The sequence below is a fragment of the Hyphomicrobium sp. D-2 genome (genome assembly GCF_029872155.1).
GTDB lineage: Bacteria > Pseudomonadota > Alphaproteobacteria > Rhizobiales > Hyphomicrobiaceae > Hyphomicrobium_A.
In genome coordinates this window covers 809,712-832,983 of sequence record NZ_JARXLA010000008.1, presented here as the reverse complement: position 1 = coordinate 832,983, position 23,272 = coordinate 809,712, and the positions used below count along the sequence as shown (strand labels likewise).

The 23,272-nt window shown below is 61.8% G+C and carries 21 protein-coding genes; 7 read left to right on the top strand and 14 right to left on the bottom strand.

All coding sequences use genetic code 11. The features are described from left to right. Window positions 1–113: 113 nt before the first annotated feature. Window positions 114–1,262, bottom strand: a complete 1,149-nt coding sequence (locus QEZ49_RS16345; protein ID WP_280388416.1) for a DUF2066 domain-containing protein — start codon at window positions 1,260–1,262, stop codon at window positions 114–116. A 138-nt stretch (window positions 1,263–1,400) separates the two neighbouring features. Here QEZ49_RS16345 and purM point away from each other — a divergent pair, with 138 nt between their 5' ends. After that, complete coding sequence (gene purM / locus QEZ49_RS16340) at window positions 1,401–2,525, top strand: phosphoribosylformylglycinamidine cyclo-ligase (RefSeq protein ID WP_280388415.1); 1,125 nt, start codon at window positions 1,401–1,403, stop codon at window positions 2,523–2,525. Between the two features lie 104 nt (window positions 2,526–2,629). Here the strand turns inward: purM and QEZ49_RS16335 are convergent, their stop codons facing one another. Then, on the bottom strand, window positions 2,630–2,998 hold the full coding sequence (locus QEZ49_RS16335; RefSeq protein WP_280388414.1) for a hypothetical protein: 369 nt from the start codon (window positions 2,996–2,998) through the stop codon (window positions 2,630–2,632). A 235-nt stretch (window positions 2,999–3,233) separates the two neighbouring features. Here QEZ49_RS16335 and purN point away from each other — a divergent pair, with 235 nt between their 5' ends. Then, window positions 3,234–3,893, top strand: coding sequence for a phosphoribosylglycinamide formyltransferase (gene purN, locus QEZ49_RS16330; RefSeq protein WP_280388413.1), 660 nt, complete (start codon window positions 3,234–3,236; stop codon window positions 3,891–3,893). 228 nt (window positions 3,894–4,121) lie between these two features. Then, on the top strand, window positions 4,122–5,519 hold the full coding sequence (locus QEZ49_RS16325; RefSeq protein ID WP_280388412.1) for a cytochrome P450: 1,398 nt from the start codon (window positions 4,122–4,124) through the stop codon (window positions 5,517–5,519). Window positions 5,520–5,629: 110 nt separating this feature from the next. Here the strand turns inward: QEZ49_RS16325 and QEZ49_RS16320 are convergent, their stop codons facing one another. Beyond that, a complete protein-coding gene (locus QEZ49_RS16320; protein WP_280388411.1) occupies window positions 5,630–6,163 on the bottom strand; it encodes a hypothetical protein in 534 nt (177 codons plus the stop codon). A gap of 156 nt (window positions 6,164–6,319) precedes the next feature. Between QEZ49_RS16320 and QEZ49_RS16315 the strand changes: the two genes are divergently transcribed. After that, window positions 6,320–6,676: a cytochrome c gene (locus tag QEZ49_RS16315; RefSeq protein WP_280388410.1), complete on the top strand. Its 357-nt coding sequence runs from the start codon at window positions 6,320–6,322 to the stop codon at window positions 6,674–6,676. Between the two features lie 55 nt (window positions 6,677–6,731). Here the strand turns inward: QEZ49_RS16315 and QEZ49_RS16310 are convergent, their stop codons facing one another. Next, the gene (locus QEZ49_RS16310) at window positions 6,732–7,268 is read right to left on the bottom strand and encodes a dihydrofolate reductase family protein (protein ID WP_280388409.1); all 537 of its coding nucleotides are present in this window, start codon (window positions 7,266–7,268) and stop codon (window positions 6,732–6,734) included. Window positions 7,269–7,549: 281 nt separating this feature from the next. Beyond that, window positions 7,550–7,972: a nucleoside-diphosphate kinase gene (gene ndk / locus QEZ49_RS16305; RefSeq protein WP_280388408.1), complete on the bottom strand. Its 423-nt coding sequence runs from the start codon at window positions 7,970–7,972 to the stop codon at window positions 7,550–7,552. A 237-nt stretch (window positions 7,973–8,209) separates the two neighbouring features. On the opposite strand from ndk, the gene QEZ49_RS16300 reads away from it, so the two are divergent. Both QEZ49_RS16300 and QEZ49_RS16295 read left to right on the top strand, forming a co-directional pair. Next, window positions 8,210–9,466, top strand: coding sequence for a DUF4339 domain-containing protein (locus QEZ49_RS16300; protein ID WP_280388407.1), 1,257 nt, complete (start codon window positions 8,210–8,212; stop codon window positions 9,464–9,466). A 160-nt stretch (window positions 9,467–9,626) separates the two neighbouring features. Continuing rightward, window positions 9,627–11,546, top strand: coding sequence for an ABC-F family ATP-binding cassette domain-containing protein (locus QEZ49_RS16295; protein ID WP_280388406.1), 1,920 nt, complete (start codon window positions 9,627–9,629; stop codon window positions 11,544–11,546). Window positions 11,547–11,955: 409 nt separating this feature from the next. Here the strand turns inward: QEZ49_RS16295 and QEZ49_RS16290 are convergent, their stop codons facing one another. The 9 genes from QEZ49_RS16290 to QEZ49_RS16250 form a co-directional block, all read right to left on the bottom strand. Next, window positions 11,956–12,396, bottom strand: coding sequence for a gamma-glutamylcyclotransferase (locus QEZ49_RS16290; protein ID WP_280388405.1), 441 nt, complete (start codon window positions 12,394–12,396; stop codon window positions 11,956–11,958). Window positions 12,397–12,520: 124 nt separating this feature from the next. Beyond that, a complete protein-coding gene (gene glyS, locus QEZ49_RS16285) occupies window positions 12,521–14,761 on the bottom strand; it encodes a glycine--tRNA ligase subunit beta (RefSeq protein WP_280388404.1) in 2,241 nt (746 codons plus the stop codon). 114 nt (window positions 14,762–14,875) lie between these two features. Next, window positions 14,876–15,241 carry a hypothetical protein gene (locus tag QEZ49_RS16280; RefSeq protein ID WP_280388403.1) on the bottom strand — a complete coding sequence of 122 codons (366 nt, stop codon included), beginning with the start codon at window positions 15,239–15,241 and terminating at the stop codon, window positions 14,876–14,878. 152 nt (window positions 15,242–15,393) lie between these two features. Next, entirely contained in the window at window positions 15,394–15,627 is a 234-nt protein-coding gene (locus QEZ49_RS16275; protein ID WP_068460830.1) for a hypothetical protein, read from the bottom strand. Then, window positions 15,624–16,586 carry a glycine--tRNA ligase subunit alpha gene (locus QEZ49_RS16270; protein WP_280388402.1) on the bottom strand — a complete coding sequence of 321 codons (963 nt, stop codon included), beginning with the start codon at window positions 16,584–16,586 and terminating at the stop codon, window positions 15,624–15,626. Before QEZ49_RS16270 ends, QEZ49_RS16275 begins: the two co-directional genes overlap by 4 nt. Before the next feature lie 71 nt (window positions 16,587–16,657). Then, window positions 16,658–17,317, bottom strand: coding sequence for a GNAT family N-acetyltransferase (locus QEZ49_RS16265; RefSeq protein ID WP_280388401.1), 660 nt, complete (start codon window positions 17,315–17,317; stop codon window positions 16,658–16,660). A gap of 166 nt (window positions 17,318–17,483) precedes the next feature. Continuing rightward, window positions 17,484–19,088, bottom strand: a complete 1,605-nt coding sequence (locus tag QEZ49_RS16260) for an autotransporter outer membrane beta-barrel domain-containing protein (RefSeq protein ID WP_280388400.1) — start codon at window positions 19,086–19,088, stop codon at window positions 17,484–17,486. Window positions 19,089–19,404: 316 nt separating this feature from the next. Continuing rightward, on the bottom strand, window positions 19,405–20,973 hold the full coding sequence (locus tag QEZ49_RS16255) for an autotransporter outer membrane beta-barrel domain-containing protein (protein ID WP_280388399.1): 1,569 nt from the start codon (window positions 20,971–20,973) through the stop codon (window positions 19,405–19,407). Between the two features lie 230 nt (window positions 20,974–21,203). Beyond that, window positions 21,204–21,986, bottom strand: coding sequence for a helix-turn-helix domain-containing protein (locus QEZ49_RS16250; RefSeq protein ID WP_280388398.1), 783 nt, complete (start codon window positions 21,984–21,986; stop codon window positions 21,204–21,206). A 96-nt stretch (window positions 21,987–22,082) separates the two neighbouring features. On the opposite strand from QEZ49_RS16250, the gene QEZ49_RS16245 reads away from it, so the two are divergent. Continuing rightward, window positions 22,083–23,114: an MBL fold metallo-hydrolase gene (locus tag QEZ49_RS16245; RefSeq protein WP_280388397.1), complete on the top strand. Its 1,032-nt coding sequence runs from the start codon at window positions 22,083–22,085 to the stop codon at window positions 23,112–23,114. Window positions 23,115–23,272 lie beyond the last annotated feature (158 nt).

Genomic DNA, 23,272 nt, shown 5'->3' with positions numbered 1-23,272 from the left:
CGGCCATTTTCTGTCATGCCGTATTTGATCTGGCACGGATCTGCTTCACCAGCCCGAAGGAAAGCTGGGCCGTGCCCAAGCGTGCGCCTGGGGCGGGCGTCATTCAATAACGGCTAATTGCCCGAGCGCAAAATCAGCCGGTTTCCACCGCTTTCCAACATGAGGCCCCGGCCGTAGAGAGCGCTGGACAGAGCCTCCGCGCCACCTGGATAACTCATGCTGAGATCAGCTCCACGTGCCGACTCCGCCTCGATCTGCAGGTTTTCAACACCCGGCAGGCTGAGCAACTGGCGCCGCATCTCGGTCCACTCGCCGAGGCTGCCATATTGCGCCCGCAGCGCCACCGGCGTGCCCATGCCGGATGAAGTGGTGGCGTAGGCCGGCGCCGCATAGACTGAACCGCCGCCGCCGCGAGCCGGCAGCTTGCGCGCCTTCCAGCGGCCTTCAAGCACGCCCAGCCCGATGACCGCCGCCAGTTCCAGCGAGTAGGCCATGTCGCCGTCGAACACCTTATAACTACGCTTCAGGCTGATATCGCCAACAGCATCGATGCCGGCCAGCGTCACGCCAAGCTTTTTCGCGGCTTGATCAGGCTCGGCGATAGCAAGCACGACGTAGGGCGAGCCGTATTCACCCGCCAGTACCCGCTCCGCACCACTGCCGCCTTCGGCTGCGCGCGTCACCGCATCAGCAGGGATCGCTTCCTTCAGCGGCTGCACCGAGAACGGCGTCAGCGAATGTTCGAGATCAAGGCTTTTCCAGGTGTCCGACCACACCTTGGCGGCGGTGCCCTTTTCAAGCGAGCCATCCGCCTTGCGCACCACCGGCACTACGATGATCTCGCGCGCCTGATCCTCAACGAAGGGAATGCCTTCCTGCTGCAGTACCGAGCGCACGCTTTCCGGGCGGAAGGAAAAATCGAGACTGGCGATATAGCGGGTTCTGGAGTTGCGCTCCGACCGGACCGAAACGCCCTCAAGAAAATCCGAAGCCTTGAGCCCCGAGAGACGCTTGAGGCGGCCATAGTCGTTGACGGAAACCAGACGCTTGAGCAGCGATTTCAGCGCTGCCTCCTGCCCGTCGGCCATAGCCTTTTGCTTGGCGGTAACAGCGTTTTCAGCCGTTGCATCGACGGGATAATTGCCAACGGTGAAAACCCCGTCGCTGGCTGCGGAGGCAGCTCCGGCGACCATGACCACAGCGGCCGTAGCGGCGAGGCAGCGCCCCAGAAAACCTGAAAATTCCCGTCCAAACAGCCGCACGCGCATTCTCCTACCCCCGGATTCCCCGGGTTTTGTCCAGGGCGCGGTGAAACCGCGAGTTGCCCATCACCTGCATAAGCTGCTAGGGACGCGCCATCTTTTTCATTCAAACAGGCAGAAGTTGGGTTCCAAGGTCAAATGACAGAGCCTGATCGCGAACGCAACCCGGCCATCACCTATCGCGACGCCGGCGTCGACATCGACGCGGGAAATCGCCTCGTTGAGCGGATCAAGCCTTTGGCCCGCGCAACCCGGCGTGCGGGCGCGGATAGTGATCTTGGCGGGTTCGGTGGTCTATTCGATCTCAAGGGTGCGGGTTTCAACGATCCCGTGCTGGTGTCAGCCACCGATGGCGTGGGCACCAAGCTCAAAATCGCCATCGATACCGGGCTGCACAGCACCATCGGCATCGATCTCGTTGCCATGTGCGTCAACGACCTGATCGTGCAGGGCGCTGAGCCGCTGTTTTTCCTTGATTATTTCGCCTGCGGCAAACTTGAGGTCGACACCGCCGAAGCGGTTGTCGGCGGCATTGCCGATGGCTGCAAGCAGGCTGGCTGCGCCCTGATCGGCGGCGAAACCGCCGAGATGCCTGGGATGTATCAGCCTGGCGACTACGATCTGGCCGGCTTCTCGGTCGGCGCGGCCGAGCGTGGGCAGATCCTGCCACGGGACGACATCGCCGTCGGTGACGTGCTGATCGGCCTGAGTTCCTCCGGCGTGCACTCCAATGGTTATTCGCTGGTGCGCCGTCTGGTGAAGGAAAGCGGTCTCTCGTGGGAAGCCCCCGCTCCGTTCGCACCGGGCAAGACACTGGCCGAAGCCCTGCTGGCGCCGACCCGCATTTATGTGAAACCGCTACTGGCTGCCATCCGCGCGACCGGCGGCGCCAAGGACGGCGCGATCAAGGCGCTGTCGCACATTACCGGCGGTGGCCTATCTGAGAACGTGCCGCGCGTGCTGCCGGAAAACGTTGCCGCGCGCATCGACCTGAGCGCCATTTCGGTGCCGCCGGTGTTCGGCTGGATGGCGAACATTGGCCGCCTCGACGACGCCGAGATGCTGAAAACCTTCAACTGCGGCATCGGCATGGTGATTGTCGTCGCGTCGGCGGATGCGGATGCGGTGACGGCTGCTCTTGAAGCCGCTGGCGAAAAGCCGACCCGCATTGGCGAAGTTGTGCCGCCGGGCGGCGAGCGTTCGGAAGCCAAGGGCCGCGGCAACGCCTGGGCCGTCCAGTACACCGGCGCGCTCACCTATTGAAACGCTGGCCTCCTGAGCCACGCTCGCAGTCAATAAAAAACGGCGCCGACGGAAACGTCAGGCGCCGCTTTTGTATTCGCCAGTCCGGCAAACGCTTCGCTGCGTCAGCGCTCTCCGGCTGAAACCAGCTCCAGCGGACCATGGTCGTCGCAATGGTCGCCGTGCGGGTGATGCAGGTGCCCGTCGACCAGATAATCAACGTGGTCACCGTGCGGCACAGCTTCGTGGCCGCATCCCGGACCGTGAACGTGGCCCGGCTCATGCCCGGTGCACTTGTGCGCAGGCGTGCAGGCGTTCGGATTCTTCTCTGACACCTCAATCACGTGCTCATCGACGTGATCGCCGTGCGGGTGGTGCAGATGGCCATCGTGCAGATAGTCGACATGGTCGCCATGGCGAACCGCCGTGTGACCGCATTGCGGTCCATGCTGGTGAGAATGGTTGGCATGATGGGGATGAGAACATCCGGACATTGGTGGCCTCCAGCTTCCCGGCAAAGCGCGCTGCGGAGCAGACGATCTGCGGCGTTGTTATTATCGACGCTGAAAAGCTTAACGCGCTTTGAGATGAACCGCCACCAACTAACCTTCACGATAGCGGCAGCGCTCCGTCCGGTGTGCTTTCCCTTTCGACGAGCATTGAAGCGAAGGAAGCGCCTATGTATTGCAGGCACAGGCAGCAGCAACGGCGCGCGGATCACCCCAAGTCATGGCAGCGAAAAAACGCATAGGCATTCTTATCTCGGGCCGCGGCTCCAACATGGTGTCGCTGATCGAGGCTGCTCGCCGCCCTGACTATCCGGTTGAGATTGCCTGCGTGGTCTCCAACAGGCCGGATGCGGCGGGGCTGGACCGCGCGCGCGCTGAGGGCATTCCCGCCATCGCCATCGATCACAAGCTGCTCCCCAGCCGCGAAGCATTCGAGGCCGAGTTGGACGCCGCGTTACGCGGGGCGGGCGTTGAACTCGTCGTTTGCGCCGGCTTCATGCGCAAAATGACGGCTGGCTTCGTGGAAAGCTGGCGTGACGCCATGTTGAATATCCATCCTTCCCTTCTACCTTCGTTCAAGGGGCTGGACACGCATGCCCGCGCATTGGCGGCCGGGGTGAAGTTTGCAGGATGCACTGTGCACGTTGTCCGACCCGAGTTGGACTCCGGGCCAATCGTTGCTCAGGCAGCGGTGCCGGTGCTGGATGGCGACACGGAAGAATCCTTGGGCGCCAGAGTGTTAGCCGCCGAGCACAAGCTCTACCCGCACGCCCTCAAACTGTTCGCTTCCGGCGGCGCGGTCATTTCCGGCGAGCGGGTTGAGGCGGATCAAGGCTTAGTTAACCCGGCCGATCCATTGTTCTGGCCGCCGCTTGATTAGTGCCGAGCGTTGCCGCGGATCAGCGGCCGGGCGCCAAAATGAAGCGGAAACGCGTGGTCGCATGGACACTTGCGATTAACGGGTGGTACTCATTCTGCGGCTTAAGGGGGCTGTCTGGCTTGGCCGGGCAGAAGCATACGCGGGCTAGTCTCGCGCCCAGTTTATAACCCGTTGGCCGATTAGGCTTAGAAGTGCTTTTCCAACGGCCTTCTCGCCGGGAGAGACGTCATGACCGCGACGGCAAAACAGCCCACGCCAACTTCGGAAGTGGAAGCGCCAGCCCACGCTCAGGGGCTAGGCGATGAATCCAGCATCTGGTTCCAGCTATCGCCGCTGCTGAAGGGCAAGCGCGATAACCCTATGCATCTTCTGATGGAAATGGCGGAACGCTACGGCCCGGTCATTCCTATTAATCTCGCCAACCAGCGCATCGTGCTGCTGTCCGAGCCCGAGCACTTCAAGTACGTGCTCGTCAACAAGGCCGATTCCTACATCAAGTATTTCGACGGCCTGAAGCCGATCTTCGGCAAGTCAATGATCACCAACGACGGCGCGCTCTGGCAGAAGATCCGGATGCCGCAACAGCCGGCGTTCCATCCGGATATGTTCGCCGAATATATCCCGTACTTCCTGGCCGCCATCCGCACCAAGATGGACATCTGGTCCGACATCGCGAAGTCGGGCGAAAGCGTCGAGATGGTCGAGCAGACCTGGACGCTGGCCGCCGACATGATCTGCAAGGCGCTGTTCGATCGCGACATGCCGTTCAATCCGCACTTCGTTTTCAAGTGCGTGAAGACCTACACCGACGTGATGAACCACAAGGAGATCCGCCTCAAGAAGCAGGCCGGTGAGCTCTTTGAGGTCACCGAGGAGGATCCCGCGAAGGCCATGGAAGCATGGGCTTCGGTTCCCCCGCTCGTCATGGCCGCCAACCCGCGTGAGGAACGCGAGCGCACGCTGCTGAAGATGATCGAAGCAGCCGTCGCCGACCCCAGCATGCCGGAGTTCGACCAGCAGCAGGCGGTTGACGAGATCAAGCAATATCTGTGGGCTGGCACTGAGACGACCGCCCTGACGCTGGCCTGGGCGCTGTATGAAACCGCCCGCAATCCGGAAGCCGCCGAGCGCATCCGCAAGGAAGGCGAGGCCGTTTATGGCGACCGCGAGCCGACCGCTGCCGATTATTCGGCGCTGGCCTACACCCGCGCCATCATCCAGGAGACGATGCGTCTCTATCCACCGGTCTGGGGCCTGATCCGCGTTGCGACCGAGCACGACGAAATCGCGGGCAAGGCTATTCGTCCCGGCGACCGCGTCGTCATCTTCTCCTATGGCGCGCATCACAATCCGCGCTTCTGGGAAGACCCGGAAGAGTTCCGCCCCGAGCGCTGGATGGCAGGCGCTGCCAAGAAGCAGGTCAAGTATTCCTACCTGCCGTTTGGCGGTGGCAAGCGTTCGTGCATCGGCGGCGCCATGAGCCAGGTCGAGAACACGCTGGCGCTGTCGCTGCTGCTGCGCCGCTTCCGTCCGGAATATGTTGGCTCCGATCCCGCTGGCATCAACGCCACCGTGACGCTGACGCCAAAGGGCGGCCTGCACTTCAAGATCAGAGAGTTGTCTTGATAATTCTGCTCGGCGACTCCCCTTTCGGGGAGCCGGCCGCCGAGCAGTTTTAGTTGCGCCTTGCGACTCCGCTGCGCGGAGCCGGCCGCAAGGCGCGTGGGAACCAGCTTCTATTCGATTGCGGCCAGCTCGGGCGGGATGGTCCAGCCGCGCTTGCGGCGCTCCGCGATCCACTGCGCAATAACCCGCTGCGGCACGACCGTTTTCAGCAACGGAAAGTTCAGCGCCTGCGGGTCAGTCGAGAGCTGCATCACAATGGGCTCGCCACCGATGCGCGAGATCACCATCTCATCGACCGGCTCGTTGGTTTTGCCGCCCGCGCGGCGCCAGCGGTAATCGATGCCCGTGACATCAACCGAAGCAAGATCCAGCGCCACTTCACGCGGCCCTTGGCACATGCGGACGACGAAGCCACCATCCGCGACATGAATGCTGCGTACCGACGTCGTGAAGAAAGTGGCGTAAGCGGCCACCAATAGCAGTGGTATGATTCCAGCCGCCACCAGTTGCAGCACGCGCATCGTTGCACGCCGCTCCGACTCCGCCCGACGCCGCACCATGAGCCAGCTCAGAACCCCGAGCACGCCCAGCACAGCGGCGAAAATCAACGCGGAAAGGCCCATCACCTGCAGTGCTGAACCCAAGCACGTCTCATCGGCCCAATAATTTTTATAAAGCTGCTCCACCGCCAGATCTCACATCCGCAAATGCGCCGCTCGAAAAATTGCACGCCGTTGACCACGCGCAAAGTCGGAATACTTTGTATCGGTTCTACTCTCCGGGTGCCATGGAGACTGCCGATGCCGCTGATGCCATCCAGCCGTTCGATCTGTCTGATGTTCGCAACCGCGTCTGTTATCGCAGCCGCCTCGCTTGCGCCGGTCGCTGCCCAGATGCCGCCCAACGTGAAAGCGGGCCGGCAGGTCGCTGAGAAGCTTTGCGTCGGTTGCCACATCGTGATGCCGGACCCACCGAACTCCACCGTGTCGGCGGACATTCCGGCATTTCAGACCATCGCCAACCGCCCCGGGCAAACCGTCGATACGGTTGTCGGCGCAATCCTCATTCCGCATCCGCCGATGCCGAACACCAACCTCTCGCGCGAGGAGGTGAATAACGTCGCGGCCTACATCATGTCGCTCAAGAACCGGCGCTAAGGATCGCCAACCGCTGGCCTGCTGCCAGCTATCCCGGGCCTCGGCAGCCGGGCATCTACCGCTGCACCGAATACTGTAGCCGCACGACGCCATCGGGATAGGTCTCGGCGCCTTCCAGCGTAAGGGTCTGGTGGGCGCGCAAATCGTTGAGCAGGTTCAAGCCGGCGCCCAGCAGCACCGGCACCAGAAACACTTCGATCAGATCGACAACGCCCGCTTCAAGCGCCGATTGCGCAGTAACGGCGCCGCCAACGATCCAGATATCCTTGTGAGACGTGTTCAAAACCGCGTGGCGCGCCCGTTCGAGCGCAGCTTCCAGCCCGCGCGGCACTATGGCGACGCCGTTCGGAACATCACCGGGCGAGGAGGACGACAGCACGAAGACGTGCATGCCCGCATACGGCCAGCCATCGCCGAACGCGTCGATGGCATCGAAAGTGCGCCGCCCCATGATGAGCGCGCCGACCTGCGAGATGAAATTGCCGTAGCCATATTGGCGCGCATCGAAGGGCGCGAGCCAGTCCACGCTGCCGTCGCGGTCAGCGATGAAGCCATCGACACTGGTGGCAATATAAAGCCTGACGCGTGACATCCCTGCGTCCCCCCAGTTCCGCCTCGCCCCACTTCCCGCGAGAAGCAGCCGTCGGACAGTATGCCCGAACCCGGCCGCCGCAGCGCGCGAAAATGGTGAACGCCATTACCCTACGGCCGACAAAGCATCGGGCGAATGTTCGCACGCGACGGCCGGATGAGGCGATGCAGAGGATGAAGAGTGCTTGGGGAGCGTATTTCTTGGCGTGAGCGGGTTCTGGACACTGCTCACCACCGAAAGCGCACGCCCGGTGAAGGGCGGCGCTCAGGTGGACTGGAAGATTAGCCCACGATTTCCTTGGTCGTGAAGTTCAGCGCGATTTCGCGCTTGGCCGAAGCGGCGCTGTCCGAGCCGTGAACAGAGTTCTGGCCCTTGGACTCAGCGAAACGCTTGCGCAGCGTGCCACGCTTTGCTTCTGCCGGGTCAGTCGCACCCATCAGCGCGCGATAGCTCGCGATCGCATCTTCGCCCTCAAGCACCTGAACAACGATCGGACCGGACGTCATGGTCTCGACAAGCTCAGCGAAAAAAGGACGTGCCTTGTGCTCGGCATAGAATTCACGGGCCTGGGTCTTGGTCCAGCGCACGCGCTTCTGTGCAACAATCCGCAGGCCAGCGTTCTCAATCAGGGTGTTGATTGCGCCAGTGAGGTTGCGTCCGGTTGCATCCGGTTTGATAATGGAGAAAGTTCTCTCGATGGTCATACCTAGATCTCTGAATCTCGGATAGGAATTGTATGGATTTCCGCGCCTTCATAGCGGGGCAACGTAAGCGCAGCAAGAAAACAAGTGCGTACGGTGGACTATCTACACATGCGATAGTGCGGCCAATTGACGAGTGACGGCACGGAGAACCACATTGGCGCCACGCAAAACGGCCAGTCTTACGGCTATGCCATCCCAATTCCGGTTCGTCGCCCTACAACGACATGAGACCTCTATATGACTGGCCAGCAGGCTGATATTCAGTGGTATATCGCCCGTGAGGGCAAACAGCACGGTCCTCTCTCCGATGCGGAGATGCGCACCTTCGTGGCGCAGGGACACCTGAAGCCCACCGATCTTATCTGGCGCGCGGGGTTTGCCGACTGGCGACCAGCGCCGGCAGTGTTTCCGTTTCCGCAGCCCGATGCGGCGCCGCCACCTCCGCCGGCCGCGCCTGCAGCCCCGGCTGCACGCTGGCCCGAATCGGGTCCATCGCAGCATGCGCAGAACTACGGCGGCGGCGGGCACCAGGGCGGCATGGGCGAATCCTACGGTGGCGACAACCAGCCATCGTTCGACCCTGAACGCATCCGGACAACAGACGGTTTCGACGAAGGACGCGGCTCCAATCTGCGCCGCATCGTCGGCGCGCTGACCTTGATTGCGCTGCTCGGTGGCGGTGGCTGGTACTTCTGGCAAAGCGGCGCCGTCAGCTCGCTGCAGGACAGCATCTCTTCCGCAGATGGCGAAGTTCCAACAGTCCGCGCACCGGACGCCACCACTCCAGACACACCGCTGTCGGCTCAGAACGCAGCACCCGCTGCTGAGCTGAACGCCAGCGCGCAGGAACTCGACGCAAAAATCGGCCAGCTGGCCGCCTGGGTTGTCGTGAAGCGTGAGTTTCCGGACTGGTATGCCCAGAAGCTCAATGAAGCCGCCAATCTGAAAGCCGAGAACAAGACCGAAGCCGAGATCGATCAGTTCTTCGCGGAATCGCTGGTAGCGCTCCGCCGTGAACACGCCAACGATGCTCTGGCCTCAAGCACGCCGCATCTGAAGCAGGTTGCAGCGGCATTCCTCCAGAACCTGAAGGCGCTGTCCGAGAAGAGCATGGACGCCTGCTACAGCTTCATCTCGCAGGGTGAGACATCGGCTGCGGTGCTGGAAGTGTTGCAGTCTCCGGAAGCGGGTGCGCCGGTGCAGGCGCAGGTTGCCTCCATCTTCGAGGCGATTGCCGATGGCCGCCGCTCGCCGACCGCGCACGACAAGGCCGTCAAGGAAGACTACGACGTGCTGGTGCAGGAGCTGACCAAGCTGGGCTGGCAGCCCAACGATCTGCAGGTGTTCTCGAACCCTTCCCTGCTCGGCAAGGAGCCGCCACAGCGGGTCTGCCAGATGGTGCAGGACTGGTTCCTGGCGCATCTGTCCGTGCCCGACGCGGCAGTTCAGGAACGGCTGCTGGTTGAAACCCTGAAACCCGTGGTTTCCGGCTGATCGATCGCCCCATCGCGCAGGTTTAACGATGCAAGTATCAGGCAGGCTGCAAAACGCGGCCTGCCTGTTGTCTTTGAGGGGAAGGTGAAATGCCACTCCCTCGCGAGCCCACCATCGCGCCCGGTGACAGCGTGCCTGCAAGCGGCTATGTGCTGACGTCATGCTGCACATCAATGATCTGAGCTATCGCATCGAAGGACGCCCGATTTTCGAGGGCGCAACCGCCGCCATCCCCACTGGCCACAAGGTTGGTCTGGTCGGCCGCAACGGTGCGGGCAAAACCACACTGCTGAAGATCCTCTCCGGCGAACTTGCTCCGGACATGGGAACGATCACCATGCCGCGCACGGCCCGCATCGGGCATGTCGCGCAGGAAGCGCCGGGCGGCAAGGAACCCATCATCGAATGGGTTCTGGCCGCTGATACCGAGCGCGCACAGCTGCTGGCCGAGGCCGAGACGGCAACCGACCCGCACCGCATCGGCGAAATTCACGAACGCCTCGCCGACATCAACGCGCATTCGGCCCCGGCCCGGGCGGCGCAAATTCTTTCCGGCCTCGGCTTCGATGAGGATGCACAGCAACGCCCATGTGGATCGCTGTCAGGTGGCTGGCGCATGCGTGTTGCGTTGGCGGCTGTGCTGTTTCTCGAACCGGAAATATTGCTGCTCGACGAGCCAACGAACTACCTCGACCTTGAAGGCGCGCTCTGGCTTGAGAACTATCTGCGCAGCTACCCGCACACGGTCATCATCGTCAGCCATGACCGCGACCTGCTCAACCGGGCGGTAACGGCGATCTTGCATCTCGATCGCGGCAGGCTGGTTTTCTATTCCGGCGGCTATGACGATTTCGAGGACGCGCGCCGCGAGAAGCAACAGCTCGAACTGAAGCTGAAGAAAAAGCAGGACGACGAGCGCCGACGCATCCAGGCGTTTATCGATCGCTTCAAGGCCAAGGCTACCAAGGCCAAGCAGGCGCAGAGTCGCGCCAAGGCTCTGGCCAAGATGAAACCGATCGCCGCTCAACTCGACGACCGGGTAAGCCCGTTCCATTTGCCGAACCCGCAGAAGGCGCTGGCTTCACCGCTGATGCGATTCGAAAACGTCTCGATCGGATACGCGCCCGACACTCCGGTGCTGACCGGGCTGAACCTGCGTATCGATCAGGATGACCGCATCGCGTTGCTAGGCCAGAACGGTAACGGCAAATCGACGTTTGCAAAACTCATCGCCGGCAAACTGGCGCCGCTGACGGGCAACGTGGCCGGCGCCAAGAAGGTCGACGTCGGTTACTTCGCCCAGCATCAGCTTGACGAACTTGCATCAGGGAAATCGCCTTACGACCACATCCTCGATCTGATGCCGGACGCGACTGAAGCGCAGCGGCGCACGCGCCTCGGCACCTACGGGTTCTCGGCCGACAAGGCCGATACCAAATGCGATAATCTTTCCGGCGGTGAGAAAGCGCGTCTGCTGCTGGCGCTTGCAGCGTTTCATGCGCCGCATCTTCTCATACTCGACGAGCCGACCAACCATCTCGACATCGACAGCCGACAGGCACTCGTGCAAGCGGTGGCAGAATTCGAAGGCGCTGTCATCCTCATCAGCCATGATCGTCATCTGATTGAAGCATGTGCCGATCGGCTTTGGATTGTGCGCGGCGGCACAGTCAAATCCTACGACGGCGATATGGATTCCTATCGCGCTGATCTGCTCGCCGAGCGAGGTGCGAGTGTGCGCGCGAAAGCGGCTGCAGTCGCAAAGACGGAAGCACCCCGCGCAGCGCGTGCAGACCAACGCCGCGCAGCCGCAGATCGACGCGCAGCATTGGCCCCATTGAAAAAAGCTATGCAGGTTACTGAACGAAAAGTTGACTCGATCAGTGCGGAAATAGCGCGTCTCGATAAGCTGCTCGAAGACACGGAAATCTACACGCGCGATCCTCAAGCTGCACAGAATGCATCGATCGAGCGCGGCTTATGCGCCAAGCGTCTCGCGGAAGCGGAAGAAGAATGGCTGCTTGCGAGTGAAGCTTATGAAACAGCAAGCGCAGCAGCAGAAGACGAAGCGGATGCATGAGTGATGCAGGTTCTGCATCACGCTGCGCACGCATCTAATGTGCGTGATGCGCAAGCTTAGAACTGATGCAAGAAATTTATTTTGCTTCGCGCTGCACACAAAAAACGATGTGCAATGCATAGTTCCTGCTAACGCCCTGCAATCACGCAGCGATTGCGCATCAACTTAAATCGACGCGATATGCACATTAAAATTGTTTTCGACTGCCCTAATAGTGGTCGAAGCGTGGCCGGTGTATGAACAGGTGTCTGGGAGCTGGCCGCCACAGTCTTTAGCGGGAACTGTGCCTGCGAGGTGAGGGCCAAGCAGGGTCGCGAGCCAGCTCTCAACATACATCACCTTCAATTTTGATACTGAGCGCGATGCAGTTTGCACGTTGCATGACTGCGCACTTGTACGCGCTGCTTGTTCAGGCGCTGCCGTCGTTCCAGCGCCCACTGTCGATGCGGTGCGCATTCTCCGGCGTGCGACACAACACATAAACCCAAGCATCGAACGTCTCGCCGCCGGCCAGCCGGACCTGCTGCACAACGCGCTCGTATTCCGCAGCGTGTGTCGCTGAGGTTTGATCCGCAGGCGCGCAATCTTCATAGACATCGAGCCACGCGAATGTTGCTGCAGCGTCGGCGAGCAGCACTGCTTCGCCATGCACGATATCGTCCGGACCGCCGGTGCAATCGACACCGGGATAGCGGCCAAGATCATAAAGTTTCGCGTGCGGCAGCGATGCGGGACCGAGACTGTCGGACTGCTCGGCAAGACGCAGACGTTCGGCCGCTCCGAGGCGCGTGCGCGCGCCACTCATCAGCGTGCCATAGACGAACAGATAACGGGTGTCGTGTGCGCTCATGCGCTCCGGTCTAACACAGCCCGGTTAGCGTTTCGTCAGCGCCGCCTCTACGCGTCTGGCAGCGGGCTGCCCGAAGGGCTTGTGCCTTGCGGCCGGCTCCGCGTAGCGGAGTCGCAAGGCGCCACTAAGAAGCAATCTTCGTGAAGTCGGCGACGTTTAGAGTTGCAGCGCGGATCTGCGACAGCAGATGCAGCCGGTTCTGACGCAAGGCCGGATCGTCGGCATTCACCGTCACCTTGTCGAAGAACGCATCGACCGGTGCGCGCAGCTCGGCCAGAGCACGCATAGCACCAGCAAAATTCTCTACGCCAAGCGCCGCTGCGGTGTCGTCCTTCACTTTGTCGATGGCCGCAGCGAGCACCTTCTCCTCATCCGCCTGCAACAACGCAGCGTCGTAGTCACCCGCGTGGCTGGTCTTGTCCTTCTTCTCCTCGATGGAGAGGATGTTCTGCGCGCGCTTGACGCCTGCCAGCAGATTGACACCGTCGTCCGTCGCCAGCAGTTCGCTCAGCGCCTCAACACGCTTCACAATCAGCGCCAGATCGTCCTGCCCCGGCAGTGAAAAGATCGCGTCGATGAGATCGTGCCGCGCACCCTTGTCGCGCAGATAAACTTTCAGCCGGTCGGCGAAGAAGCTGAGCAGGTCGACGGCCTTTGTGTGTGCCTCGTAAACGATCTGCTCGACAACGCTCTGCGACGGCGCATTCATCTGCCCCAGTTCGCTGACAACCTGCAGCTTGGTGGCGATTGAAACCGGCGATGCCAGCAACTGTTCCTGAATGTCGGCGCGTTCCTTCGAAGCGTTACGGCCGCCGATGTTGCCATGCATGAACGCAAGCGCAGGCACCGTGTAACGCAGCAGGGGCAAGCGCAGATCGTTCTCAAGCACGATGCGGATGACGCCCAGCGCCGCACGGCGGAGCTGATAGGGATCGCCCGAACCAGTCGGCTTTTCACCGATGGTCCAGAAGCCGACCAGCATGTCGAGCTTATCGGCCAACGCCACGGCAACAGCTGCCCCATCGCCCTCGCTTTCCAGCGGCAAAGAATCCGTCGGGCCCTTCGGCTTGTAATGCAGCTCGATGGCGCGCGCGATCTCAGGGTTCATGCGCTCCGCTTCAGCGTAATAGCGCCCCATCAGGCCTTGCAGTTCAGGGAACTCACCCACCATGCCGGAGACAAGATCTGCCTTGGAAAGCTCGCCCGCGCGCAGCGCCAATGCCGCCTCGCAAAGCTCCTGCTCCTCGGCAATGGTGTCGGCTAGCTCCTTGATGCGCTCGGTGCGCTCGAACTGCGTGCCAAGCTTTTCGTGGAAGGTGATGCCCTTCAGCTCGTCGCGCATATCGTCCAGCGTCTTCTTGAGATCGGTCTCCCAGAAGAACTTCGCATCCGAAAGGCGCGCCGCGATCACCTTCTCATTGCCCGCGACGATAACCTTGCCGCCATCCTCGGCCTCAAGGTTCGTCACCAGCAGAAAGCGGTTGGCCAGCTTCTTGCCCTGCCGTAGCGAGAAACACTTCTGATGCATGCGCATGGCGCTGGTCAGACACTCGGCCGGCACATCGAGAAACGACTTGTCGAACGTGCCCATCAGCACCGTTGGCCACTCGGTGAGGCCCGCGTTCTCCGCGGCTAGACCTTCATCCTCGACCAGCGTCAGCTTGGCATCCTTGGCGAGCGCATTTGCACCTTCGTTGATAGCAGCAACACGCTCGGCGAAATCAAGGATGACCTTGCGATCGCGCAGCTTGGCGACGTAATCGTCAAAGCCCGAAACCGTGAACGGTTCGCCGCCCATGAAGCGGTGGCCGCGCGTGACGTTGCCGCTTGCAATGCCGGCGATCTCGAACGGCACCACCGCGCCATCGAGCAACAGCACGATGGAGTGCAGCGGCCGGATCCAGCGCAGCTCACCACCGCTGGCCAGCTTGGCGTTGAAGCGCATGGCCTTGGCCCACGGGAAATTGAGGATCGTCTCGCGCAGAGCCTCGGCGATGATCTCAGCCGCAGAACGGCCCGGCTTCTCGATGCGCGCGACGTAGTAATCGCCCTTTTTCTCGTCCTTGACGACTTCCGCCTCATCGACAGACGCCAACCCGGCCGCCTTCAGAAAGCCTTGCAGCGCCTTTTCCGGAGCATCGATACGCGGGCCTTTACGCTCATCGGAAATGGCCGGCGACATCTCCGGCACGTCGGCGACGACAAGTGTCATCCGACGGGGTGTCACGCAGCTGCGCGCCGCCCCCACATCCAGACCGCGCGCCTTCAGGCCATCGACCATGAGCCGGCGCAGATCATCCGCCGCGCGAACCTGCAAGCGGGCGGGGATCTCTTCACAGAACAGCTCAAGCAGCAGCTCAGACATTGGTTTTTCCGGATATTTTTGGCGGTAAATGGCTTGCCGCACTCATACGTGATCGGCGCAGTGCTGTCATCCCGCATGGGCACATGCGTCAGGCCAGGCGCGCTCGGATTACTGTCAGCCGATAGAGGCCCGTATGCCAATGTCGTAATCGGTGATGGCAAAATGGATGCTTCGTGGCTCGACCACCATAGGCGCGACCCCCATGACAATATCGACGACAGCGCCCGGGGCCTGAAACAGATTGAGCATCAGCATTCCGTTGGGAGCGGCAAGGTAGCCGTGCAGAAAGACGTGGGCGCTCTTTTCGTCCACATCCAGACGCCCGACCGCCCAAGGCGCCAACGGTTTCACTTCCTCGGCGTGCAGTACGTAGATCGACAGATCCTGAAGTTGCGCGGCGAATGGCGCGAGCGCAGCGCTGAGCGCGCGATCCTCTATCGTCGCCGGATCGATCGCAGTATCGATCCGGAACAGCGGCACGCCGTCATTCGGGCCATGTCGCCAGATGCGGGAAACATACGATCTTGGACGCGGCCGGAGCTCCGCGACTGAAGCGCTCGCCGGAGCGCTCGATCCAGCATAGGGCACCAGCGTCATTGGAGGCTCCACCCGCCAGTTGCGCGCGTCGGGATCTAAGGCTCGATGATGGAAGGTTCGCCCGGTGCAACGGCCAGCCCGGTCTCGCCTGCCACCGTATTGGCGATGTCCGACAGCGCGCCCGTGCCGCCCAGATAGCCGAGCCCGACCAGAATGAGCGCGAAGGCAAACCAGAAGATACCGCGCGGCTGACGATAAAGCGCCCAATAGGCGATCAATGTAGCGGGCACACCCAGAATGAGAGCACCGAGTACAGCCGACGGGATCATGCACCACCTCCAGCGGTCTTGAGCCATGCCGCGCAGCAGGCCTTCGCCAACTCGCGAACACGAAGAATATAGCTCTGCCGTTCGGTGACGGAAATAACCCCGCGTGCATCCAGCAGATTGAAAACGTGCGAGGCCTTGATGCACTGATCATAGGCCGGCAGCGCCATCAGATGCCGCCCCTCAGGCGTCTCGCCCTTTTGCAGCAATGACTTGCACTCGCGCTCGGCGTCGTTGAAGTGCTGCAACAGAAGCGCGGTGTCGGCGTGCTCGAAATTGAAGCGCGAAAATTCCTGCTCCGCCTGCAGAAACACATCGCCATAGGACAGCGCGCGCGCATCGGTGCGCCCGTTGAAGGAGAGGTCGAACACGCGGTCAACGCCCTGCACGTACATGGCAAGCCGTTCCAGACCATAGGTGATTTCAGCCGCGACCACCTCGCAGTCAAAACCGCCGACCTGCTGGAAATAGGTGAACTGCGTCACCTCCATGCCATCGCACCAGACCTCCCAGCCAAGCCCCCAGGCACCCAGCGTCGGGCTTTCCCAGTCGTCCTCGACGAAGCGGATGTCGTGCAGTTCCGGCACCAGCCCGATGCGGCGCAGGCTCTCAAGATAGAGTTCCTGAATGTTCTCCGGCGCCGGCTTCATGATCGCCTGCAGCTGATAATAGTGCTGCATGCGATTGGGGTTTTCGCCGTAGCGGCCGTCCTTGGGACGGCGCGAGGGCTGCACATAGCAGGCATTCCACGGCTTGGGCCCCAGGGTGCGCAGCGTCGTCGCCGGATGGAACGTACCAGCGCCCACTTCCATGTCGTACGGCTGCAGGATCACGCAGCCCTGCTCGGCCCAGAAGCGCTGGAGGGCAAAAATAAGATCCTGAAAGGAGTTAGCCGGATGCAGCGGCGCAACCGGAATGCCCGGCGCACTATCGGCTACATGGGTGGATTGGCTGTTCGACATGGTATGGCCCTGGCTGAGTTGGCCGCACTATACGCACCACGGACGCGCTGTCACGCCTGGACCGGGCGCGACTAAAGTAATGCCGCCAAGCTAACAAGCGGAACCCGCTCCGGCAGCGCCGCCAGCATCCGTGCGATGCGAGCATCCTCGGGCGGCAGATCATAGACATCGCCATAGATGGCGATCAGCCAGCGGTGCAGAGCAGATCGCTCAACGGTGGCCAGTTGCGGCGCGCCGTGGACCAACAGCAGCATCGGCGGCGGTATTTCCCCCTGCTGCGGCGGCAAAATGTAGTCGAGCCCGGTCATCAGGCGGCAGCCGGTGCGATTGTAGAACGCGAGCCGACGCAGCATCGGATCATCAGCGCCGATTCCCGCACCGGGCTTCTCCACTTCGAGGATGCCAGGGGCATCGCCCGTGCGCTCGTCGGCAAACGCAATTGTCGCCGCGAACAGCTTCGACCCAAGCCCGGACGAGCGTAGCCCCGCATCGACAGCCAGATACTCCAACAGCCAGAACTCACGCGTCGGCGGGATGTAAACGCTGGCAAAGCCGACGACTTCGCCAGCGATTTCCGCGATCAGAAAGCTGTAACGACTATTGCTTACCAGCGTCCGCAGACGCTCTTGCGGCTTCTGCTCGGACGGGTCGATGGCCTCGCGGTAGATGCGCATGGCGGCATCGAAGCGCAGATCGTTGCCTGATGTGAGAACGGTGAACGTGGGCGACACGGCGGAACCTGACGACAATTCAAAAGCGTTGCCGCTGATATAGGAACACTTCGCGGGCTATCCCACGGGCGAAATGGCCGCGCATCGGAAGGCACCGAAAAGCAAAATGCGCGGGGCCCTTTCAGAACCCGCGCGCATCTTGCATCTCAATCTATGGAGCCGTTGCTCAGTTCAGCGGTACGTTGACCGTGCCCTGCAGCGTGTAGCCGTTGTAGTCGCCAGCGCCCATGCCATCCCACGACGCCATGCCACGCACATAAACACCGCCGGCCGTCACGACGTTGAGACCGCCCTGCAAACGCCCCCAGAACTCGCCCGGGCCAACGACCACACCGTTGACGAATGCAGCCCGCGTATCGTCGAAGTCCCACACGCCCTTGATGGCGGCGAATGGCTCGATGAAGGCATCGGCGGTGTGCCGGATGCGATAGCCGATCTCAGGACCGAACTGCAGCCGTCCCAGCGACACCTTCTGGCCCGCAATGAACGTGCCCGTTGAATCCGTGAACCCATCGGCGTTTTCGGAAGCGTAGGCCAGATCAGCCGATGGCGTGATGCGCCAGGCATCATAGGCCCAGTTACCCGCCAGCGTGCCCTGGACAAGCCAGCGCGAGGTGTCGAACGCACCGGTGGCACCGGCCAGAGCAAGGTCATTCGACGAACGGCCCCACGCCGCGCGTACATCGAGATAGATGTTCTGGTGCACACGCGCGGACATGTAGGGGCCAATCATCCAGCCGTTGCCGTCGATCTTCGACTGCAGCGCGCCGGTCTCATCCTTCGCCCAGTCGAACTGGGCCAGCACACCGACGATCATGTTCTCGGTCACGCGGTAGTCGCCGCCGACGTAAAGCAAGCCGACATGGCCGCTGCGGCCCAAGTTGGCAGTATCGTCGTCGAAAGCGGAGTAGCGGCCCTCAACCCAGATGTCCCACGGCGAAGCTGTTTCATAGGCCAGCGGCAGCGCGCCACCATCACCGGCGCCCAGCGCCATGCGATGCTTTTCCATCTGCGCTGCGCTTGCATCACGCCGCATCTGCGACAGCGAATTGCGGAACTGGACGTTCCTGCTGCCGAGCGTGCTTTCGTCGGCATCGTCAAAGCGGCTGGCGCCACGGCCGATTGCAGCGCTCGATCCCGCTCCAGCGCCCAGAGCCATTGGCGGCGCAAATCCCGGAACGGACGCGACGTCCGTAGTCCCGCCGATGGGGGCAGACTGCAATCCGCGGTTCATGATGCTGGTGCTGCTTGGGGCGCTCATCAGAATGCCACTGACGCGGGCGTCAACGAACGATGCCACTATCGCGGTGGCCGCAGCAGCATCAGTCTGCGCGGATGCTGGAGTGCAGGTTGCCGTGACCGAAATGTTATACGTTCCCGCAACAACACCGAAAAACGTCTGAAGCGTACCATCGTTGGCTGCGCCGCCAGCAACCTTGTAACTGACCTGTAGATGATGAGCACCGTTTAAAGTCACGTACATACGGTCCACCCCGGCGCCGTTTTTCAGCACAAAGCTGGACTGGTTTGGGGGCGCCGTGCTGGTTACCCAGAATGTAATCGTATCGCCGACTCGGAAGCCAGAAACGGTGATCAAGGGGCCGCCCGAACTGCCGTGATTGGTTAGGTTGAAAAGGCCGGCATTCACATCCGAGCACGCTTCATAACCCGACGCGGCGTAGGCATGTGGCGTGAGACTAGCGGAGAGGGTGACGGCGGCCAGCGCCGCAGCGATCCGCGCGGCACGAAAGCTTCTGGCGATGCTGTGCATAAATAGACCTCAAAAAGCATTTGTCGGTGGACAAAGCCTTCACGGTCAGCACGCGAAATCAGCGATCGGCCCTGCAAGAGATTCTTTAATCAGGTGATTCGCAGCGTCTGAACATCGCTCATTGCGATGATGACTACTCACAGCTTATACGCATGTTGCGCACAAGTTACACACAGTCCGATGTCTGTTAGAGCATGCGCGAGAAATGAGCCTGTGAGCGTCAGTGCAAGCGCGCTTCAGTGCATAGCCAATAGCAAAATGCGCGGGCCCCTTTCGGAACCCGCGCATTTGGCATCTCAAACTATGGAGCCGTTGCTCAGTTCAGCGGTACGTTCACCGTGCCCTGCAGCGTGTAGCCGTTGTAGTCGCCAGCGCCCACGCCGTCCCACGATGCCAGACCGCGCACGTAGACACCGCTGGCTGTCACGACGTTGAGACCGCCCTGCAGCCTGCCCCAGAACTCGCCCGGGCCGACAACCACGCCGTTGACAAACGCGGCCCGCGTATCGTCGAAGTCCCACACGCCCTTGATGGCGGCGAACGGCTCGATGAAGGCATCGGCGGTGTGCCGGATGCGGTAGCCGATCTCAGGACCGAACTGCAGCCGCCCCAGCGACACCTTCTGGCCCGCAATGAACGTGCCCGTTGAGTCGGTGAAGCCATCGGCGTTCTCGGAAGCGTAGGCAAGATCGGCCGATGGCGTAATGCGCCAGGCATCATAGGCCCAGTTGCCCGCCAGCGTACCCTGAACCAGCCAGCGCGAAGTATCGAACGCCCCGGTGGTGCCGGCCAGCGCAAGGTCGTTCGATGAACGGCCCCACGCCGCGCGGACATCGAGATAGATGTTCTGGTGCACCCGCGCCGACATGTAGGGGCCAATCATCCAGCCGTTGCCGTCGATCTTCGACTGCAGCGCGCCGATCTCATCCTTCGCCCAGTCGAACTGGGCCAGCACGCCGACAATCATGTTCTCGGTCACGCGGTAGTCGCCGCCGACATAGAGCAAACCGACATGGCCGCTGCGGTTGAAGTTGGCGGTATCGTCATCGAAAGCAGAGTAGCGGCCCTCGACCCAGATGTCCCATGGCGATGCCGTTTCATAGGCCAGCGGCAGCGCGCCACCATCACCGGCGCCCAGCGCCATGCGATGCTTTTCCATCTGCGCCGCGCTTGCATCACGCCGCATCTGCGAAAGCGAATTACGGAACTGGACGTTCCTGCTGCCGAGCGTGCTTTCGTCGGCATCGTCAAAGCGGCTGGCGCCACGGCCGATTGCAGCGCTCGATCCCGCTCCAGCGCCCAGAGCCATTGGCGGCGCAAATCCCGGAACGGACGCGACGTTCGTAGCGCTACTGCCGAAGGGGGCAGACTGCAAGCCACGGTTCATAATGCTGGTGCTGCTCGGAGCGCTTATCAGCATGCCGCTAACGCGGGAAGAAAGAAATCCTGTCACCAGTGCGGAGGCGGGATTCGATCCGCTCGGACCGGGCGGTGAAGGCGATCCCACGCAGGTTGCCGCGATCGTAATCTCATACGGCATCGCTTGAACGAGCATGTAGGTGTTGATTGTGGTGTCGTTGTTGGCCCCTGTAACAGTGTAGTTGAGGGTCGCCGGACTAGGCGTGAGCGGATTGGACAGCAGCACCGTATTCAAGCTGCCATTGATGAGCTGAAAGCTACTCCCCGTGAGGCCAGAGACAGAGAAGGTGATCACATCACCGACCTGAAATCCCGAGATCGTAGCGAGAACTCCCGAACCGCCAGGCGTCAGAGCGGTGACGTTGAAGGCGCCCGCGTTAACATCGGAACATCCATGATTGGACGCCGCAGCGTGCGCGCCTGGTGTGAAACTGGCGGAGAAGATGGCGGCCAAAGCCGCAATCATAAGCGGAGCTCGGAGGCTCCCGGAAATGCTGTGCATGAAATGACCTCAAAAAAGCTTTTGTCTATCGACAAAGCCTTCGCGGTCAGCACACGAAATCAGCGATCGGCCCTGTTTAAGGATTCGTTAATCAATTGATTCGCAGCGCCTGAACATCCGTCATCAGACGAGTTGCTGCACGCCGGTTATGCACATGTTGCACACAAGTTACACACAGCTGGCATACGTCAGCCTCACAGCCCCCGCGAGGGTGGCGCACCGAACGTCGCTTTGAACACCCGCGAAAAATGCGCCTGATCGGCAAAGCCTGCAGTGTGGGCGGCATCGGTCAGACTGGCTCCAGCCGCAGCGGACCGGATCGCCATGCGCAGCCGCTGCCATTGCCGGTAGCGCCGGAAGGGAACCCCCACTTCGCGGGTAAAGAGATGCTGGAACCGCGTGGCGGAAATCCCGGCAGCCGCGGCCGCTATCGAGACTGAAGGCGCGGCCGCGAGATTGAACTGCAATTCGGCGACAGCGCGGACGATCCGATCATCCATCCGGCGATAAGCACGCCCCTCGGCATGCCGAACCAGATCGCTGACGCTGGAGGCGACTTCCGGTGTTGTTCGCCGCGCTTCAAAGCACGGACGCATGATCGAGTGATCAATCCGACCGATAAGCGCGCCACCGATTTCGTGGCCCGTTTTGCTGAAAGCGGCCAGCGCATCAGGCCCGGCGAGATTGGGCTCCAGATACATCACGCCCAACGGATCGCCGCCGACATCGAACTCGTAGACGGTGCCGGGGCGGATGACGGCGCTGCGGCACGAGAACCACTCTCCCCCGCCGACGCGAAGCCGGAACGTGCCATAGAGTCCCGCCAGATAAACCGCCGTTGAATGGGCATGCGGCGCATTGCGATTGAGCGAACCGGCGAACATCGCCCAGCCGTCGTCGACATGCCACAGCGCGTCGGAACGACTGGCGCGGACACCGCCGGGCTCGGTCGCCACACCCTCTGAAACGCTACCCATCGCCCATTGCTCCGCAGCACGTTTGTTCAAGCGCAAACCGCCAGCCTTTCCTATTGTGCGGCCCAAACACCCGCAAGGTTGCAGAGGACGAACAGCGTGGCAACGATTGATAATAAAGCAAATTCCAGCACAGTCAGCCGCAGGGGCTTTCTGGCCTCAGCCAGCGCCTGCGCGTTGCCGCTGGTTGCAGGCGCCATGCCGCTGGGCGGTCTATTCTCCAGCGCCGCGCACGCCGCCGCCCCGCAGCTAGGACTGCGCAAGCCCGACTGGGCCCGCTTCAAGCTCGGAGGATTCGAGTTCACCACGCTTGCCGACAGTGACATCTTCATCGACGGGCCGTTTCCGCTGATTGGCGGCAACGCGACCGCTGATGAGGTGGCCAAGCTGATGGGCGACAATCTGCTGCCGCCGGACAAGTATCAGCCCGGCTTCACGCCAACGCTGCTCAACACCGGCAAGGAACTGGTGCTGTTTGACGCCGGCAATGGCAGCAACGGCTTCGTTGCGCGGCCCAACGGTGGCTGGATGGCGAACAATCTGGCCGCGGCCGGATACAAGCCCGAACAGATCGACGTGGTCGTCATCACGCACGGCCACTCCGACCATGTCGGCGGCCTGCTGGAAAACGGCAAACCCGCGTTCCCGAACGCCCGCTACGTCATCTCAGCAACCGAATATGATTTCTGGGCACCGGCCGGAAAGCACTCCGGCGATGCTGAAAAGATGGCGGCCGTGTTCCGCTCCAACGTCGTACCGCTGGCCGAGCGCATCAGCTTCATCAAGCCCGGCGATGATGTTGTTGCCGGCGTGCGCGCTATCGAAGCCTATGGCCACACGCCGGGCCATCTGGCCTTCCACATCGAGAGCAACGGCAATCGCCTGCTGCTGTGGGGCGACTGCGCGCACCATCAGGTGGCATCCCTCGCTCGCCCGGACTGGCACTGCGTGTTCGACGCCGATCGTGAGCAGGCAGCGGCGACACGCAAGCGCGTGTTCGACATGGCCGCGACGGAGAAAATTGCCGTCGCCGGTTATCACATGCCGTTCCCATCAGTTGGATACGTCGAGCGCGATCCTGCCGGTGGCTATCGCTGGCTGGCGCACACCTGCCAGCTTAATCTGCCCTGATCGTGCGCGCCTGATCGTGCCTGATTGACGGGCAGCCTCACTCAGGACTAGCGTGGCGGCGGACCGATGCAGCCTGCCGCCTGCACCCGCAAGGGTACGGTGAAAGCATCCAGATACAGCAATGATCCCATTCGCTTTTGCTGCGAACGGATCGGCAA